The following is a 16,642-nucleotide window of genomic DNA, read 5'->3' on the forward strand; positions in this document are numbered from 1 at the left end:
ATGGCAAGCGAATAAGGCCGGATTCAGGCACGAATAGGGTGTGAAACGCGCTCGTTAGGCGGGAACGACTTTGTGCAGGGGCGCTACAATGCACGCGCACACGCCCGTCTCGTCGTAGCTGATCGTGCCGCCGCCCGTGCCAAGCAATCCCATCGCGATCAGGCGCGAGCCAAAACCGCGCCGCTCCGGCGGGGTGACGGGCGGACCGTCATGCTCGGTCCATTCGAGAACAAGCTGAGCATCGTCGCCTACGCCCTCGATCCGCCAGATCAGGCCCGCCGAACCCCCATCCTGTGAAAGAGCGCCATATTTCAATGCGTTGGTTGCGAGCTCGTGAATAACCAGCGAGAGCCCGATCGTGGCCTGCGCACCAAGCAGGACGGCAGCGCCCTCTCGATGAACCCGTGACCCGATCCCCAGCGCGTTCAGCACCTTGTCGATCGCCTCGTTGATATGGGCGGCGCTCCAGTGCTGACGGGCGAGCATGTCGTTAGCGCCCGCGAGCGCGAGCAGCCTCTGCTCGAAAGCGCCTACTGCGTCGCGCTCCTTCACATTGCGTAGGGTCTGGGTCGAGATGGCCAGCACCATGGACATCATATTCTTGAAGCGGTGCGAGAGCTCCTCGCGCACAAGCGTGTCCTGCGTCACGTCTTGAAGGGAGCCAACCATCGCGACGATCCTGCCCTCTTCGTCCCGCTCCCAGGTCGCCTTGCGCGCGATCCAGCGAATCTGCTGATCGTTTGCCCGACGGACACGGTACACGACGTCCAGCATGGCGGAGCCGTCCACCCGGTTCTGCGCGTTCGAGGCGACGTGCCGGTCTTCCTCGACCACCAGACGCTCAAAGTCCTCGGGCGTGTAATGGTCGCTTGGCGGCATGCCAAACAGCGCCTGCGCCTCGTACGAGATTGAGAACTCGCGAGTCCGGCGATCGAAGCGGAAGGTGCCGATGCCGCCCGCGACATGGGCGGCGTTCACATTCTCCATCCACTGCCGCAGCAGGCGCCGTTCCTCGACCTGCGTCACCAGCGAGGCCTCACGTTCGATGATCCGCCGGCGTAGCGCAATGGTAGCCATCACCTGCCGGGCGAGAGCCTCCAGCCCTTGCCTCTGCGCCTCGGTGAGGCCCTGAAGGCGAGGAGCCTTGTCGATGATGCAGAGCGAACCGAGGGCGACGTCGGTTGCCGTGCGAAGCGGGGCTCCGGCATAAAAGCGTATGCCCTCAGGCCCCGTGACAAGCGGGTTGTTCTTCGTGCGCGGATCATAACGCAAATCGGGAATGACGAGCAGATCGTCCGTCTCGAGCGCGAAGGCACACACCGCCTGATTGATCGGTGTCTGCCTCGGCTCGAACCCCACGCGCGCCTTGAACCACTGGCGATGTTCGTCGACGAGGCTGACAAGCGCAATGGGTGCTTCGCACAGCGCGGCCGCTGTCAGAGCGATATCGTCGAATACCGGTTCCGCTGGAGAGTCGAGCAGATCGAGATGGTGCAAGACGTCCAGCCGGTCCGGATCGGCGACGAGCGTATTGATCGAAGGCGGAAGTACCCCTGGCATTACGGCGAGCCTCGCGGCGGAATGCCAGCGATCATACTATGAACGAAACGACTGGCCCGGGGCAAGCCGGGACATATTGACCTAGATCAGGCTGCCGACGGTTTAACGCAGGTGACCGCGCAGACGGTAGGATTGCGCGGTGGATAACAAGCCTTCCTCGATGGTGACTGCCGGAGTCCAGATGGACCTGGGCACGTGCATCGCTGTGCGGGCCACCCAGTCCGAATGGCTGAAATAGGCGGCGCGATCGGGCGTGAGGCGGGCTTTGTCTCCGCGCAGGAGGCGGTCGATCCTCGCTGCGAATTTCAGCGCGGAAGCCGGCAGGGCGAGGGTTCGCACTCGGTCCCGTCCCACGGCCCGGCCGATGGCCTGCGCGAAGGCGACATGGGTTCGTCCACCCGACTGGCCATCGTCCACTTCATAGGTCGCGGTGCGCGTTTCGCCGCCCTTCCTTGCCGCGAGCACAAGGAGCAGGCGGGCCAGATCATCGACATGAATGACCGAGAGCCGTCCGCCGGGTGGCAGCAGCACGAAACCGCGCGCCGCCATCTGGAACAGTTCAAGCAGTTCCGCATCGCCGGGGCCGTAGATTGCGGGCGGGCGCACCACCGTCCAGTCAAGCGGGCTCTCGCATACATGGCGCTCGGCTTCCGCCTTCGACCAGCCATAATCGGAGAGCTGCGGTTCGCGCGCGGCGAGGCTGGAGACATGGACGAGGCGCTCGGCCCCTTGGCGCTTCATCGCCGCGACGAGATTGTGCGTGCCTTCACCATTGCCCGCAAGAAAACCGGCGCGATCCCGCGCGTTGACCACGCCAGCGATGTGAATGACGGCCTGCGCGCCGTCTACCAGCCGATCGAGCGCGTCCGCATCGGCGAGGTCGCCGCTGACCCAGCTGATGCCATCGCAAGGCTCCTGCGGCCGACGAGTGAGCGCGCGGATGGCAATGCCCTGCTCGGCGGCGAGGGCGAGGACGGCCTTGCCGACGAAACCAGTGCCGCCAGTGATGGCGACGTGCTGGCTCACAGCAGGACCATGTGATTGCGATGGACGAGGACAGCGCGGCCCGGTTCACCCAGCAACTGCGCGACATCCTCGCTGCGCCGGCCAATGATGCGCGCAGCGTCCGCGCTGTCATACTCGGCAAGGCCGCGAGCGAGGCGGGCGCCGTCCGGCCCTACGACGTCAATTACATCGCCACGCGCGTAAGTGCCGCTCGTGGACGTGACGCCGGCGGGCAGAAGACTGCGGCCTTTGGAGAGTGCGGTGGCGGCTCCGGCGTCGATCATGATCGCGCCCTTGACCGTGAGACGCCCGGCCAGCCAGTCCTTGCGGGCGCCGCGCCGGGCCGCGCCCTTGAATATGGTGCCGCGCGCCCCGGCGGCCCATGCGCCCAGCGGCGCATCGACCCGGCCCGAGACAATGGCGAGATGCGCACCCGCGCCTGTGGCGATGCGGGCCGCCTCGATTTTCGAAATCATGCCACCCGAACCCATGCCGGACGCGGAATCGGCATCGGCCATCGCGGCGATCGCCCCGTCGATCCGCGGAACGAAGGGGATGTGAGCGGCATCGGCATGGCGGTGAGGATTGGCGGTATAAAGGCCGTCAATGTCCGACAGAAGGAGAACGGCGTCGGCGCGTGCCGCCTGACCGATGCGCGCGGCGAGGCGATCATTGTCGCCAAAGCGGATTTCCTCGGTCGCGACGCTGTCATTCTCGTTGATGACGGGCACGACGCCCAGACCAAGGAGACGCTCCAGCGTGGCGGAGGCATTGAGGTAGCGTCGCCGATCTTCGAGATCGCCCAGCGTGACCAGCATCTGCGCGGCGGTCAGGTCGTGAGATGCGAAGAGGTCGGCCCAGACCTGGCTGAGCGCAATCTGGCCGACAGCGGCAGCGGCCTGTGCGTCCTCCAGCGTGGCGCGCCCACCCTTTGCAAGGCCGAGCCAACGTGCCCCAAGCGCGATTGCCCCGGAGGAGACCACGATGATCGCCTGACCGGCGGCGCGTCGTGCGGCAAGCTCCGTGACAAGGCCCGCCAGCCAGTCCCGCCGAACCGTGCCGTCGCCATCGACCAACAAGGCCGATCCGACCTTGACGACGAGGCTGCGGACTTTGCCGGGAAGGAAACCGGTGAGTTCGCTCAGATCGGCGACCATGTCGTCGCTCCGTCGTCGCCCTCATCCTCCTCATCGAACGCGCCGTCGGCGCCGCCGGTGGTCGCTTCGCCCAGCAACGGCAGGATGGCGTCGAGCAGATCCTCGACGCCTGCGCCGGTTGCGCCCGAAATGCAGCGAATATCGTCGGCCCCGGCTTCGGTGAGTTGTTCGGCAATGTCTGCCATCAACTCCTCGTCGAGCAAGTCGGCCTTGTTGAGCACGACGATCTGGGGCTTTTCGTCCAGTCCGCCGCCATAGGCCGACAGTTCGTCCATGACGATGCGCCATGCCTCGGCCGGATCGTCGCCCGTGGCGTCGATGAGATGCAGGAGCACCCGGCAGCGCTCGATATGACCAAGGAACCGGTCGCCGACGCCAGCGCCTTCGGCCGCGCCCTCGATAAGGCCGGGAATGTCGGCCACGACGAACTCGCGGCCCTTGTGGCTGACAACGCCCAGCTGCGGGCGCGTGGTGGTGAAGGCATAGGCGCCGACTTTCGCCTTGGCATTGCTCACCTGATTGATGAAGGTGGACTTGCCGGCATTAGGCATGCCGACGAGGCCGACGTCCGCGAGGAGTTTGAGGCGCAGCCACACCCACATCTCTTCGCCCGGCCAGCCGGTGCCATGCTGGCGAGGCGCGCGATTGGTCGATGACTTGTAGCTCGCATTGCCCCGGCCACCGTCTCCGCCGGGCAGGAAAACGAGGCTTTCGCCGGGCTTGGTTAGATCCGCGAGCAGAGTGCGCTCGTCATCATCTGCGAGAATTTGCGTGCCCACGGGCACCTTGATGACGAGATCGCGCCCGCCCGCGCCGGTGCGGTCGCCACCCTCGCCATGGCCACCGCGTGGCGCCTTGAAATGCTGGGTGTAACGGAAGTCGATAAGCGTGTTGAGGCCGGGCACCGCCTCGAAGATGATGTCTCCGCCCTTGCCGCCATTGCCGCCATTGGGGCCGCCATATTGAATATATTTCTCGCGCCGGAAGCTGACCGCGCCGGGACCGCCGGTGCCGGAACGAATGTAGATTTTTGCCTGATCGAGGAAATGCATGGCGGCCCTATAGAGCGAATTGGCGCCGCGGGGAAACGACTTGCGTTGCGCAATTGCCGGACGGGCGAATATGCTCGTGACAAGAGGCGGCCGGCCTCTCGCCAAGGAGAAGCCGGCCGTACTGCGCTAATGGCAGTGGAGGAGCGTGGGTGGATCAGGCAGCGGCGAAGCGCGCGTCTCCGTAAACCTCGTCGGCCGGGTCGTCATTGCATCGCATCCCCGCCTCGCCACGGTTTTCGAATTCGGCGCAGAGCACCTCCTCGCCACGCGCGATGCTGTAACGCCGCGTGAATTCGCCTGTGGGACGGAAGCCAAGCTTGCGAAGCACCCGGCCAGAGGCGGGATTGTCGACGAAATGCCCGGCGCGGATTGCGCTATGACCGCACGCGCGCGCCATGCACAGCACCGCCCGCGCGGCTTCCGTGGCGAAACCGAGGCCCCAATAGGGCTGGCCGATCCAGTAGCCGAGCTCCACATCGCCCTCCTCGTTGCGGTGGAGGCCGCAGCCGCCGACGAGTCGCGGCGCACCGTTGGTGCGCGAGAAGGCGAGCAGCCGGGGAAAAAGCGGATCATGGTCTTTCCCAATGAAATCGAGCGCTTCCGCCTCGCCATAAGGGAACGGCATGCGCGACACGTTCCGCGCCACAGTACCATCGGCGAGCAGATGAGCGAGCTGGAGGGCGTCTTCACGCCAGCCGGGACGCAGCAGCAGTCTTTCAGTGCGAGCAAACATCAGTCCTGTCTCCCAAGGCGCGCGGATATACCGCACTTAGATGACGCTCCCGAGACAGCGACCATCGCTCTGAACGGGCCTGACGCCCGCTTGCGGTGCAAACGCCTTGTCGGCAGCTAAGATCCAAGGAAGACAAGAAAAAAGGGAGGAGGGGCGACCCCTTCTCCCTTGGTTTGCTGGGGACCCGTCTCCGGGTCACCAAGGGACCGCCCACTGGACGATCCCTGTGTCGATCGTCCGATTACTCGGCTGCTTCCGCCATCATGTCCACGGACACGAACTTGCGACCGAGCTTGCCGTCGTGGAACACCACGCGACCCTCGGAGAGGGCAAAAAGGGTATGATCCTTGCCGATGCCGACATTACGGCCCGGGTAGAACTTCGTGCCGCGCTGACGGACGAGAATGTTGCCGCCGATCACTTGCTGACCGCCGAACTTCTTGACGCCGAGGCGCTTCGACTCAGAATCGCGACCGTTGCGCGACGAGCCGCCAGCTTTCTTGTGTGCCATGGTGCGTTACTCCTCTTGCGTTCCGTCTCAGGCCTCGGCCGGGGCTGCGTCCGCCTTCTTGGCGGCGGTTTTCTTCTTCTCGCCACCGATGGCAACGATCTTGAGGATCGTGTGCTGCTGGCGGTGACCGTTGCGACGGCGATAATTGTGGCGGCGACGCTTCTTGAAGACGATGACCTTCTCGCCCTTCGCCTGCGCCACGATCTCAGCCGAGACAGTGAGGCCCTTGACGTCCTTGAGGTCGGCGCCTTCGCCGGCAAGGAGGATGTCATCCAGCGTCACGGAATCGCCGGCATTGCCTGCCAGCTTCTCGACGACGATCTTGTCTCCGGCGGCGACGCGATATTGCTTGCCGCCCGTGCGCACGATTGCGAACATGGGTCTCGCTTCTCTCAACAAACTGCTTGGCGCACATGATCGAGGCCGGCACTGAAAGATGCCCGCCCGCGAGCCATAAGCGCGGGAAAGCGGCCCGATAGTGGAAGCGGCCTGCACTGTCAATGCTGCACGGGGGGATTCTCCCGCCTTCGTGGGTGCTTTTTCGGTGGGTTCCGCGCGGGCCGTTGAAGCACTCGATGCTGTGTCCTACATGCGCGTGATGTTACGCCGTTTCGCCAGTTTTCTTGCTTTGCTCGCCTTTGGCAGCGTCGACGTGCACGCCGCCACCACGATGCGTGCATGGCCCTCGCTGGCCAAGCGCCCGATCGAGGATCAGCGGGACAGCGACGTGCCGCAGGCCGAATCGGCGGCGCCGGCTCCCGTCGATCCCGCGCTTTCCCCGGATGCGGCCCGGTTGGTCGCGCAAGGGCAGCAGGGCGTGGTGGCGTTCGACAAGGTCGTATCTGCCGCGCAGAGCGCTGTCAGCCGGGCCGGAACCGCGCCTGTCTCCAGCGAAAACTGGGTACAGGCCCAGGCGCAGATCAGCGCGCTTGATTCCGCTCGTTATGACAGCGTGGCGGCGCTCGCCGGGCTCGACACACTTTATGTGTCGACGATGGGGACCGGCGTGCCTGTAGGCACGGCGCTGATTCGCGAGCGGGACATGCTTGCCTTGGCCGTCGATCGCCAGAATGATGCGCTTGATCGACTTCGCCAGAGCCTCAGGCAGCCCTGAGGCCTTCCCTCTTTCAGCGCTGGCGGGCTGCCGCTTGCACTGAGGTGGAGCGTCAGCCCAATCCGGCCAGCGCGGCCCGGTGCTTCTCGGCCGCCTCGACATAATGGGTGACGCCGCTCTGCATGCCCGCGATCGCCGCATCATCGAGATCGCGCATGAACTTGGCCGGGCGGCCGGACCATAGCTGGCGCGCGGGGATGCGCTTGCCCGGTGTCAGCATCGCGCCGGCCGCGAGCATCGCGTCGCCCTCTACCACGCAGCGATCCATGACGATGGTGCCGAGGCCAATGAAGGCGCGATCCATGAGTGTGCAGCCATGCAGCATCACCATATGGCCAATGAGCACGTCCTCGCCAATGACGGTGGGGCAGCCGCCGTCGCCATCATGATCGCCTTCGACGTGGATAACGGTGCCATCCTGAATGTTCGATCGGGCGCCGACGCTGATCCGGTGAATGTCGCCGCGCAGGACGCAGTTGTACCACACGCTGGCCTGCGGCCCGATTTCCACATCGCCAATGATGATCGCGCCTGGCGCGATGAAGGCCGTGTCGTGAATCTTCGGAGTCTTCCCATTGATGGGCAGGATGAGGGGCTTGGTCATGTGGCCATCGGCTCCTGTTGAGCGCGCCAGTCGGCGTGCGTGATCGCGTAGATCATGGTTGGATTGTCAGTTGCGGGATAGTCCGGGTCGACATAGTCGAGGTCGGCCAGTCGTTCCATGCCCAGCCTCTGCATGAGGCGCCAGGACGCCGGATTGCTCTGAGACGTTTGTCCGTAGATCACGGATTTGCCCAGTGTTTCAAACGCCATGGCGAGCACGCCACGGGCGGCTTCCGTCGCATAGCCCCGGCCCCAGCAGTCCGCGCGCAGCGTCCAGCCGATCTGCGGTTGATCCCTGAGGGCGGGCGGAGCCACCTCCGTCTCGATGGGCGCGAGGCCGCAATGGCCAATCAGCAGGCCATCGTCCTTGCGCTCGACCATCATGAAGGAATAGCCGAATCGCGCCCATCCTTCCGCCTTGCGGACGAAGCTCTGCGCGACTTCATCGGGCGTGCGCGGCCCGCCCAGATTGGCCAGCACCTGAGGCGTGTTCATGTGCGCGAGCCAGACGGCCTGGTCGCCCTCCGCCTCCTTGCGCAACCGCAGGCGCGCCGTCTCCAGAATGACCTCAGGGCTGGATTCGGCCCCCGGTTCAGCCATTGAGGAGCCTCGCGGCGTGCAGTGCGTGATAGGTGAGAACGCCGGTGCAGCCCGCCCGCTTGAACGCCATCAGCGTCTCCATGACCAGCGCATCGCGGTCTCCCGCACCTACGGCGGCGGCAGCCTCGATCATCGCATATTCGCCGCTCACCTGATAGGCGAAGACCGGCACAGCGAACGCATCCTTCACGCGCGCCACGACATCGAGATAGGGGAGGCCGGGTTTCACCATCACGCTGTCCGCGCCCTCGGCGATGTCGAGCGCCACTTCCCGCAGAGCTTCCGCGCCGTTGGCCGGGTCCATCTGATAGCTCTTCTTGTCGCCCTTCAGGAGGCCGCCCGAGCCGACCGCATCGCGGAACGGACCATAGAAGGCGCTCGCATATTTGGCGGCATAGGCCATGATCTGGACATTGGCATGGCCTTCCTCCTCCAGGGCCTGCCGGATGGCGCCGACGCGGCCGTCCATCATGTCGGACGGCGCAATGATGTCCGCACCGGCCGCTGCCTGATTGAGCGACTGACCGATCAGCATGTCGACGGTGGCGTCGTTCACGACATAGCCCGCCTCGTCGATGAGGCCATCCTGCCCGTGGGCAGTGTAGGGGTCCAGCGCGACATCGGTCAGCAGACCGATCTCCGGCACGGCGTCCTTGATCGCGCGGATCGCCTGACACATGAGATTGTCCGGATTGAGCGCTTCGCTGCCGTCGTCATTCCGCCGGTCGACCTGCGTATTGGGAAAGAGCGCGAGGCAAGGAATGCCCTCGGTTGCGGCCTCTTTTGCGCGCGCCACGGCAAGATCCACTGACCAGCGCGAGACGCCGGGCAGGCTGGCGATCGGCGTTTCCACGCCTTTGCCCTCGGTCACGAACAGCGGCCAGATGAAATCAGCGGGGGAGAGGCGATGCTCGGCGTGCATCGCGCGGCTCCATGCGGACGCACGGATGCGGCGCAGGCGCAGGGCGGGATAGGCGGCGGACGGGGCAGGGCGCTGGCTCATGCCTGCGCGATAGGCGCTGACGCGCGGTGCATCAAGCATTGCGGGCGTTCGCAACGGCTCTGTTCAAGCTGACTCGCCCTTGTTATCGCCTTGCCATGACCGATTTTCGCGATCCGCTCGACAGCATCCGGGACCATCCGTTCGACTCGGCGCTTTCCGAGCGCTATCTCGTCTATGCGCTGTCCACGATCACGGCGCGATCATTGCCGGATCTGCGCGACGGGCTGAAGCCCGTGCATCGCCGGCTGCTCTGGGCCATGCGCCTGCTGAGGCTGGAGCCGGCCGGGGCCAATCCCGACATCCTCGTCTCGAACCCCGCGCGTAACACCACTGGCTACAAGAAATGCGCGCGCGTGGTGGGCGACGTGATCGGCAAATATCACCCGCATGGCGACGCATCGGTCTATGACGCGATGGTCCGCCTCGCGCAGGACTTTTCGCTGCGCACGCCGCTTGTCGACGGTCAGGGCAATTTCGGCAATATCGACGGGGATAACGCCGCCGCGATGCGTTACACCGAGGCGCGGCTGACCCAGGCCGCTGCCGACCTCATGGCGGGGCTCGATCAGGGCACGGTCGATTTTCGCCCGACTTATAATGGCGAGGACGAGGAGCCGGAGGTTTTCCCCGGCCTCTTCCCCAATCTTCTGGCCAATGGCGCCTCCGGCATTGCGGTGGGCATGGCGACCAGCATTCCGCCCCACAATGTTGCGGAAATACTCGATGCGGCGAGCCTGCTCATCGATCAGCCGGACGCGGACCATGCCGCCCTGATGGCAATCGTGCGCGGGCCGGACTTCCCCACTGGCGGCTTGCTTGTCGACCCGCCGTCGCTCATTTCCGATGCTTACGCGTCCGGGCGCGGCTCCATGCGGGTGCGTGCGCGCTGGCACAAGGAGGATGAAGGGCGCGGCACATGGGTGGCGGTGATCGACGAAATCCCGTTCCAAGTGCAGAAAGGCAAGCTGATTGAGCAGATCGCAGCGCTCATCAACGACAAGAAACTCCCCATTCTTGCCGATGTGCGCGACGAGTCCGACGCGGTGTTGCGGATCGTACTGGAGCCGCGCGCCCGCACGGTCGACCCTGACGTGCTGATGGACAGTCTCTTCCGCCTCTCCGATCTGGAAGTGCGCTTCCCGCTCAACATGAACGTGCTCGGTGCTGATCGCACGCCGCGCGTGATGGGGCTGGGCGACGTACTGAAGGCCTGGCTGATCCATCAGATCGACGTGTTGGTGCGGCGCGCTCGCCACCGCATCGAGCAGGTCGAGGGCCGGCTGGAGCTGCTCGAAGGCTATATCGTCGCCTATCTCAATCTCGACCGGGTCATCGAGATCATCCGGACGGAAGACGAGCCCAAGCCCGTGATGATGGCGGAGTTCCAGCTGACTGACCGCCAGGCAGAAGCGATCCTCAACATGCGGCTGCGTTCACTGCGCAAGCTGGAGGAAATGGAGCTGCGCCGCGAGCGGGACGATCTCGCAAAGGAGCGCGAGGAGCTTCAGAAGCTCGTCGAAAGTCCGGCACGGCAGCGCACTCGCCTCAAGAAGGACATCGCCGCGCTGCGCGCACGCTACGCCCCGGAAAGCGGGATCGGCGCGCGCCGCACTGCGGTCGAGGAGGCTGCGCCCGCCCGCGAGATTCCACTTGAGGCCATGATCGAACGGGAGCCGATCACCGTCATCATGTCTCAGCGCGGATGGATCCGGGCCATGAAAGGCCATGTCGATCTTGGGTCGACCGATGCGCTCAAGTTCAAGGAAGGGGACGGACCCGCCTTCGCCTTCCATGCGCAGACCACGGACAAACTGCTGCTCTTCGGCAGCGATGGCAGGGTCTTCACGCTGGGCGCGGACAAGCTGCCCGGTGGCAGAGGTTTTGGCGAGCCGGTGCGGCTGATGATCGATCTGGCCAATGAGACCGGCATCGTCGCCCTCATGTCGGCGCGAACCGGCGGCAAGCTGCTCCTCGCCGCATCGGACGGGCGCGGTTTCGTTGCGGACATGGCGGAGATCATCGCGGAGACGCGCAAGGGGCGACAGGTCGTCAACCTCAAGGACAAGGCCGTGCTGAAGGTCGTGCGCGCCATTGCGAGCGGGGCGGACACCGTGGCAGTGATGGGCGACAACCGGAAGCTGGTGATCTTCCCGCTTTCCGAATTGCCCGAGATGACACGTGGGCAGGGCGTCACTCTGCAACGCTACCGCGATGGCGGACTGGCCGACGCGACGACACTGGTGCTCGCCGACGGCCTCAGCTGGACCATGGGCGGCGAAAGCGGGCGGACGAGGACCGAGACCGACCTCCTGCCGTGGCGTTCGGCGCGGGGAGCGGGCGGGCGAATGCCCCCCAACGGTTTTCCGCGCGATAACCGTTTCGGATAGGTAACGGGCGAATCTTTCCAAGGGTTGAAGGCGGCACCGCTACGAAATACTGATATTTCGGCAGTTTAACCTTCGTTTACCCTGTCGCGGCTACAAACGGTTTCATGAGCGCCCGCGCCCTTGGCAAAAACCTCGTCTCGGTGGTCCCCTCCGCCGTGCGTGAGGGCGTATCCGCGTCATCCGTCGTCGGGCGTTCTGCTGACAGGGACGATGCGCTGGCGCTTGAAGATCTGCTGCAGGCGATGCCCCATCCCGCGGCGATACTCGACCTTGTGGACAACACCCTTTCGATCGTCGCGACGAACATCGGCTTCTCCGCTCATTTCGAAAATGGTAGCGCCCTCACGCCGCTCGACCGCCCGCTGGCGACCTTCGACTGGCGCAAGCGCGCCGAAGAAATGTTCGTTGGGCGGCGGCGCCACGATCGTTTCGAAGTCCAGCTCGAAGAAGCGCTCGGCACAGTGGCCTATAGCTGCACGCTGAGCTGGATCGGCACTGGCGCCGCGCGACTGCTGCTCTTTACCGCTATCGACCGGACGAGCGAGCGAAAGGTGGAAAGCACCCTGCGCAGGGAGCTGCTGTCGGATAGCCTCACCTCGCTGCCCAACCGTATCGGTTTCGTCGAGGAAGCCGAGTTGCTCATCGAAACCTGCCGGAGCGAGAGCGGAGGCGGGTTTGCCGTCGTTGCCATCGATCTCATTCGCTTCAGCCGGATCAACGAATCGCTTGGGGCGCTTGCCGGCGATGAACTCATCATTACCGTCGCGCGGCGGATCAAATCGATCCTGCGGGGTGGCGACACGCTTGCCCGGATTGGCGGCAATGAATTCGCTATTCTCAGCCGGGTCGGTCATGGCCTGACCGACGTGCTGCAGATCGCGGAGCGTGTGCGCCGAGCGCTCGAAACACCCTTCAGACTTTCCACCTATCTCATCAACATCGAGTGTGCGATCGGCTGTGCCCTCGGTCAGGTGGGAGACACGGAAGCGGACGCGGAGAATGTGATCCGCAAGGCGCAGGCCGCGGTGAAGCGCGCCAAGCACTCCCGTCAGGTCGAGATCTACCGCGCCAACGTGCTCGATGAGGCGCTGAAGCGCTTCACGCTGGAGAACCGGCTGAGGGAGGCGCTTGCGGACAGCAAGCTGCACCTGGTCTTCCAGCCGCTCGTGAATCTCCAGACTGGTGAGGTCAAAGGCTTCGAGGCGCTGGCCCGCTGGGACGACGAGGAACTGGGCAATGTTCCGCCCAACGATTTCATACCCGTGGCGGAGGAGACGGGGCTCATCGTTCCGCTTGGCCGTTGGGCGCTCCTCGAATGTGCGCTCACTCTCGCGGAATGGGACAAGCGCCGGGGCACCGCGCTGCCGGTGATGATGAACGTCAACCTCTCCCCGGTGCAGATGGCGCGAGACGACGTGCCCAGCGCAGTGGCCCAGGCTCTGCGGGTGGCGGGGATCACCGGGAAAAGGCTGGCGATCGAGCTGACCGAAAGCGCGCTGATCGCCGACCCGGACAAGACGCGGCAACTGCTCGGCGCGCTACAGGCGATGGATGTGACCGTCGCCATGGATGACTTCGGGACGGGATTCTCGAACCTCGCGAATCTCCAGTCCCTGCCCATCGACATTCTCAAGATCGACCGCAGCTTCGTGACCGATATGATCGGCGACGCGGACAAGATCGCTATCGTCCGCGCAATCATCAGCCTGGCCGGCGCACTCGGCATGAGCACGACTGCCGAGGGCATCGAAACCGAAGAAATGGCCGTCGCGCTCGCCCGGCTCGGCAGCGATGTGGGTCAGGGCTATTATTTCGCGCGCCCCCTCTCAGCGGACGAGGCCTATGATTTCTGGGCCTCGCGCAGCGACTCTTCCACCAGCCTGAGCGCGAGCGACCGGGTCTGATCCGGCGGCGGAAAGCCCGCCTCCGTCCATTCCCGTTCCAGTCTCTGAAGCGTGCGCGCCACGACCGGCCCGGCAGGCAATCCCATCGCAATAAGATCTCCGCCCGAGAGCGGCAGGACAGGAAGCGCGCCCTCGACGGGGAGATCGGTCAGCGCGTCCATCGTGAGCGCGCGACCAAGCAAGATGCGGTCCCGCGCCCCCTCGGTCCCGATCCGATAGGCCAAAGCGACCGGGCCACCTTTTTCTTCGTCAGCCGGGCCGGTCGTGGCGACCGTCAGTCGCCGCCGTGCCTTGTTCGAGAGGCGCAGACGTGCGGCGACCTGCCTAGCCACCGGGGCATCGTCCGGGAGCAGCGCCGCCAGCCGTCGCAGGGCGTCTGGCGGGATGCCAGCCGCTTTCTCCCGCGTGACGAGCGACGCCAGCGCGTCCGCGCCCGTGGCGTTGATTTCGGGAAGGACGGCCGCAAGAACTTCGTCCTCCACCATTGCGCGGAGCACGGGCACCGGGTCGGGCAGGGCGAGCAGCCGGAGCATTTCGTCTGCAATGCGCTCGCGCGAGAGCGCCATCAGGCTCGGCGCATGGGCGACGCAGGCTGCATGATCGGCCGAGGCAGGATCGAGTGCACCGAACCGCGCCACGAAGCGGAAATAGCGCAGGATGCGCAAATGGTCCTCCGCAATGCGCTGTGCCGGATCGCCAATGAAGCGCACACGGCCGGCGGCAAGATCTTCCAGCCCGCCGAACCAGTCGGTTATCGCGCCGCTCGTCGGGTCGGCATAGAGTGCGTTCATCGTGAAGTCGCGCCGGGCGGCATCCTCGCGCCAGTCGGTGCCGAACGCGACCGTCGCCCGGCGGCCATCAGTGGAAACGTCGCGGCGAAGCGTGGTCACTTCTACCGGCCAGCCGTGGAGCACGGCAGTGATCGTGCCGTGATCGATACCGGTCGGCACGGGCTTGAAGCCCGCGCGCGTCACTCGTTCGATCACCTCGCGCGGGGAATGGATCGTCGCAATGTCGACATCCTTGGCGGCAATGCCGAGCAGGGCATCGCGCACCGCGCCGCCCACGAACCGCGCTTCGCCCGCCGCTGCGCCGAGCGCTTCTGCCAGCAGGCTGAGGCCTGGCTTTCGCCGCCATTCGGCATCGGGGAGATGGGAGGGCAACGCCATAGGACGATCGGGCGCGCTCATCGGCGGAGAGGCTCCGTCAGTCCCTCCGCTCGCGCCACGGCGGTCAGCAGATCGACCATGATTGCGGCGGTGATCCCCCAGATGCGAAAGTCCTTCCATATGATCTCGTAATAGCGGCGCTCCGCTCCGTTCCAATCCATGGACTTGACCGCGAGATTCACCGGATCGAGCAGATAGGACAGCGGCACCTCGAAGATTGCATCCACTTCGCCATCCGCCGGGGTGAGGGGCAGGCCGGGCGGAATGACGCCGACGACCGGCTCGATCTCGAAGGCCGTGCCGGTGCGGTAGCGCCCCATCAGGCCGACGATGTCCACGGTATCGGACGCGAGCGCGATTTCCTCCCGCGCCTCCCGGAGAGCACCTGCCACGGCATCGGCATCGCCAGGGTCGAGCCGCCCGCCGGGAAAGGCGACTTGCCCCGCATGACGGGACATGAGGGCGGGGCGCTGCGTGAGGATGAGGCCGGGGTCTGGCCGGTCGGTGAAGGGGATGAGCACGGCAGCAGGCGCGAACTCGCCGGTCAGCGGCGCGGACGGGTCGGGCCGAAGATCCACGAAGGAGGGGCGGTCATGTGCGCGATCCCGCGCGTCGAGCGCTGCCCGCAACCGGTCGCGCAGGGTCAAGCAGCGCTCTCCAGCGGGAAGAAGGCGCCGCCGCTCCAGAGGCCGGGTGGCGTGTTCTCCTCGGACAAAGCCAGTTCTGCCAGCGCATAATAAGCGGGCCGGTCGATCCGTGCCGACAGCCCGTGGTCGAGATCGAGATAGGGGCGGGGGCCGCGCTCGCCCTCCTCCACGCGGATGGGGTGAGTGGGATCGACGGTCACCCAGTCGTCCAGCAGGGCGAGGCGCAGGCGCAGCGTCCGGGCTTTGCCCGCGCCCTCGCTCTCGACTTCGCTCGCGATCAGCGGAGCGTCATCTACATCGATGTCGAGCATTTCCACGGGAGTCACCAGCACGTGCCGTCCGTCAGCCTCGCGCCGCAGGAGGCGCGCGAAGAGCCGGGCGAGGGCAGACCGCGCGATCGGGCGCCCCTCGTGCCACCAGCGTCCTTCCGCGTCGATCCGCATCCCGCTGTGTCCACAATGGGGCGGGTTCCATTTATCGACCGGATAGCGCTGCTCCGTGCCAGCGTTTTCGGCCATATCGAGCGGCAGCCGGATCGGCAGATCGGTGAACGGAGTATCGGCCATGGCGCCAAGATAGGGCGATGCCGCCCGCGCGCAAAGCGCCTTGTGGCGAATCAGTCCGCGATCAGGATGCGCCGTGGCCCAAGCGTGCCGGATGATGGCATCGTCGCATCAGGCGCGGCGCGCGCGAGCAGACGTCGCCGCTCGACCGGGCCGGGCACCTCCCAGCCGCCTGTCGCAGTGTCCGTAAAGCCCCAGAAGCGGCCATAATATTCCGGATCGCCGATCATGACGAGCGGCTCGGCGCCCCCTGCGTCCACCGTCTCGATCAGCCGGTCCATGAGCGCGCGACCGATCCCGGCATGCTGCACATCCGGCTGAACTGCGACCGGGCCGACCATGATGAGCGCCGTTTGCGCTCCATCGTCCCCATGCAGCGCGACCGGCCAGCTCTGCAGCGTGCCGACGAGCCGCCCGGCGTCATCATGGGCCGCGAAGCTCAGGTCCGTGAGCCAGGCCATGCCGAGGCGGATGCGATAGGCCGTGCGCCCGAACCGCTCCGGGCCGAAAGCGGCGTCCAGCAGCGCATCGACAGCGCGATCATCGACGCCGGAAAGACGCGTGATGTCCCTCGTGTCGATACCAGTCACTGCTTGCCGTCCTCACAGAACCCGGCCATAGCGCCGGAAGGCGC

General features: G+C 65.6%; 17 protein-coding genes. 3 read left to right on the forward strand and 14 right to left on the reverse strand.

The window, feature by feature from the left end:
* Positions 1–54 precede the first annotated feature (54 nt).
* The 7 genes from ACNAOH_RS10650 to rplU form a co-directional block, all read right to left on the reverse strand.
* Positions 55–1,560, reverse strand: coding sequence for a sensor histidine kinase (locus tag ACNAOH_RS10650; protein WP_443970149.1), 1,506 nt, complete (start codon positions 1,558–1,560; stop codon positions 55–57).
* A gap of 102 nt (positions 1,561–1,662) precedes the next feature.
* Positions 1,663–2,586 carry an SDR family oxidoreductase gene (locus ACNAOH_RS10655; protein WP_443970150.1) on the reverse strand — a complete coding sequence of 308 codons (924 nt, stop codon included), beginning with the start codon at positions 2,584–2,586 and terminating at the stop codon, positions 1,663–1,665.
* Positions 2,583–3,722 carry a glutamate 5-kinase gene (proB, locus tag ACNAOH_RS10660; RefSeq protein WP_443970151.1) on the reverse strand — a complete coding sequence of 380 codons (1,140 nt, stop codon included), beginning with the start codon at positions 3,720–3,722 and terminating at the stop codon, positions 2,583–2,585. The genes ACNAOH_RS10655 and proB overlap by 4 nt, the downstream gene beginning before the upstream one ends.
* The gene (obgE, locus tag ACNAOH_RS10665) at positions 3,707–4,774 is read right to left on the reverse strand and encodes a GTPase ObgE (protein WP_443970152.1); all 1,068 of its coding nucleotides are present in this window, start codon (positions 4,772–4,774) and stop codon (positions 3,707–3,709) included. Before obgE ends, proB begins: the two co-directional genes overlap by 16 nt.
* A gap of 154 nt (positions 4,775–4,928) precedes the next feature.
* Complete coding sequence (locus ACNAOH_RS10670; protein ID WP_443970153.1) at positions 4,929–5,507, reverse strand: GNAT family N-acetyltransferase; 579 nt, start codon at positions 5,505–5,507, stop codon at positions 4,929–4,931.
* Between the two features lie 241 nt (positions 5,508–5,748).
* Positions 5,749–6,018 carry a 50S ribosomal protein L27 gene (gene rpmA, locus ACNAOH_RS10675; protein ID WP_443970154.1) on the reverse strand — a complete coding sequence of 90 codons (270 nt, stop codon included), beginning with the start codon at positions 6,016–6,018 and terminating at the stop codon, positions 5,749–5,751.
* A 27-nt stretch (positions 6,019–6,045) separates the two neighbouring features.
* A complete protein-coding gene (rplU, locus tag ACNAOH_RS10680) occupies positions 6,046–6,396 on the reverse strand; it encodes a 50S ribosomal protein L21 (RefSeq protein WP_443970155.1) in 351 nt (116 codons plus the stop codon).
* Between the two features lie 151 nt (positions 6,397–6,547).
* On the opposite strand from rplU, the gene ACNAOH_RS10685 reads away from it, so the two are divergent.
* Complete coding sequence (locus tag ACNAOH_RS10685) at positions 6,548–7,132, forward strand: hypothetical protein (protein WP_443970156.1); 585 nt, start codon at positions 6,548–6,550, stop codon at positions 7,130–7,132.
* 52 nt (positions 7,133–7,184) lie between these two features.
* On the opposite strand, the gene ACNAOH_RS10690 is transcribed toward ACNAOH_RS10685, so the two are convergent.
* Genes ACNAOH_RS10690 through hemB form a run of 3 tightly spaced genes read right to left on the reverse strand, consistent with a single transcriptional unit; the run spans position 7,185 to position 9,338 of the window.
* Entirely contained in the window at positions 7,185–7,736 is a 552-nt protein-coding gene (locus ACNAOH_RS10690; protein WP_443970157.1) for a gamma carbonic anhydrase family protein, read from the reverse strand.
* Positions 7,733–8,335, reverse strand: a complete 603-nt coding sequence (locus ACNAOH_RS10695; RefSeq protein ID WP_443970158.1) for a GNAT family N-acetyltransferase — start codon at positions 8,333–8,335, stop codon at positions 7,733–7,735. The genes ACNAOH_RS10690 and ACNAOH_RS10695 overlap by 4 nt, the downstream gene beginning before the upstream one ends.
* Positions 8,328–9,338 carry a porphobilinogen synthase gene (gene hemB / locus ACNAOH_RS10700; RefSeq protein ID WP_443972115.1) on the reverse strand — a complete coding sequence of 337 codons (1,011 nt, stop codon included), beginning with the start codon at positions 9,336–9,338 and terminating at the stop codon, positions 8,328–8,330. The genes ACNAOH_RS10695 and hemB overlap by 8 nt, the downstream gene beginning before the upstream one ends.
* A 95-nt stretch (positions 9,339–9,433) precedes the next feature.
* Here hemB and parC point away from each other — a divergent pair, with 95 nt between their 5' ends.
* Together parC and ACNAOH_RS10710 are read left to right on the forward strand one after the other, a co-directional pair.
* Complete coding sequence (gene parC / locus ACNAOH_RS10705; RefSeq protein ID WP_443970159.1) at positions 9,434–11,725, forward strand: DNA topoisomerase IV subunit A; 2,292 nt, start codon at positions 9,434–9,436, stop codon at positions 11,723–11,725.
* A 104-nt stretch (positions 11,726–11,829) separates the two neighbouring features.
* Entirely contained in the window at positions 11,830–13,629 is a 1,800-nt protein-coding gene (locus ACNAOH_RS10710) for a putative bifunctional diguanylate cyclase/phosphodiesterase (protein WP_443970160.1), read from the forward strand.
* Here ACNAOH_RS10710 and ACNAOH_RS10715 read toward each other — a convergent pair.
* From ACNAOH_RS10715 to ACNAOH_RS10730, 4 genes are read right to left on the reverse strand one after another with little or no spacing between them, the layout of a single operon-like run.
* On the reverse strand, positions 13,566–14,819 hold the full coding sequence (locus tag ACNAOH_RS10715) for a CCA tRNA nucleotidyltransferase (protein WP_443970161.1): 1,254 nt from the start codon (positions 14,817–14,819) through the stop codon (positions 13,566–13,568). The two genes, ACNAOH_RS10710 and ACNAOH_RS10715, sit on opposite strands and share 64 nt — an antisense overlap.
* On the reverse strand, positions 14,816–15,445 hold the full coding sequence (locus tag ACNAOH_RS10720; RefSeq protein ID WP_443970162.1) for a CoA pyrophosphatase: 630 nt from the start codon (positions 15,443–15,445) through the stop codon (positions 14,816–14,818). Before ACNAOH_RS10720 ends, ACNAOH_RS10715 begins: the two co-directional genes overlap by 4 nt.
* Complete coding sequence (locus ACNAOH_RS10725) at positions 15,442–16,011, reverse strand: DUF1285 domain-containing protein (protein ID WP_443970163.1); 570 nt, start codon at positions 16,009–16,011, stop codon at positions 15,442–15,444. The genes ACNAOH_RS10720 and ACNAOH_RS10725 overlap by 4 nt, the downstream gene beginning before the upstream one ends.
* A 50-nt stretch (positions 16,012–16,061) precedes the next feature.
* A complete protein-coding gene (locus ACNAOH_RS10730; protein ID WP_443970164.1) occupies positions 16,062–16,598 on the reverse strand; it encodes a GNAT family N-acetyltransferase in 537 nt (178 codons plus the stop codon).
* Positions 16,599–16,642: the final 44 nt, after the last annotated feature.

Origin of the sequence: Sphingobium sp. CR28 (genome assembly GCF_052327305.1) — a bacterium.
Taxonomy (GTDB): domain Bacteria; phylum Pseudomonadota; class Alphaproteobacteria; order Sphingomonadales; family Sphingomonadaceae; genus Sphingobium.

Excerpts from the sequence above, each read along its gene's own strand:
- ACNAOH_RS10670 (WP_443970153.1), bottom strand. The coding sequence starts at position 5,507 with ATGTTTGCTCGCACTGAAAGACTGCTGCTGCGTCCCGGCTGGCGTGAA.
- ACNAOH_RS10650 (WP_443970149.1), bottom strand. The coding sequence starts at position 1,560 with ATGCCAGGGGTACTTCCGCCTTCGATCAATACGCTCGTCGCCGATCCG.
- ACNAOH_RS10695 (WP_443970158.1), bottom strand. The coding sequence starts at position 8,335 with ATGGCTGAACCGGGGGCCGAATCCAGCCCTGAGGTCATTCTGGAGACG.
- ACNAOH_RS10690 (WP_443970157.1), bottom strand. The coding sequence starts at position 7,736 with ATGACCAAGCCCCTCATCCTGCCCATCAATGGGAAGACTCCGAAGATT.
- parC (WP_443970159.1), top strand. The coding sequence starts at position 9,434 with ATGACCGATTTTCGCGATCCGCTCGACAGCATCCGGGACCATCCGTTC.
- obgE (WP_443970152.1), bottom strand. The coding sequence starts at position 4,774 with ATGCATTTCCTCGATCAGGCAAAAATCTACATTCGTTCCGGCACCGGC.
- rpmA (WP_443970154.1), bottom strand. The coding sequence starts at position 6,018 with ATGGCACACAAGAAAGCTGGCGGCTCGTCGCGCAACGGTCGCGATTCT.
- hemB (WP_443972115.1), bottom strand. The coding sequence starts at position 9,338 with ATGAGCCAGCGCCCTGCCCCGTCCGCCGCCTATCCCGCCCTGCGCCTG.
- ACNAOH_RS10725 (WP_443970163.1), bottom strand. The coding sequence starts at position 16,011 with ATGGCCGATACTCCGTTCACCGATCTGCCGATCCGGCTGCCGCTCGAT.
- ACNAOH_RS10715 (WP_443970161.1), bottom strand. The coding sequence starts at position 14,819 with ATGAGCGCGCCCGATCGTCCTATGGCGTTGCCCTCCCATCTCCCCGAT.
- rplU (WP_443970155.1), bottom strand. The coding sequence starts at position 6,396 with ATGTTCGCAATCGTGCGCACGGGCGGCAAGCAATATCGCGTCGCCGCC.
- ACNAOH_RS10710 (WP_443970160.1), top strand. The coding sequence starts at position 11,830 with ATGAGCGCCCGCGCCCTTGGCAAAAACCTCGTCTCGGTGGTCCCCTCC.
- proB (WP_443970151.1), bottom strand. The coding sequence starts at position 3,722 with ATGGTCGCCGATCTGAGCGAACTCACCGGTTTCCTTCCCGGCAAAGTC.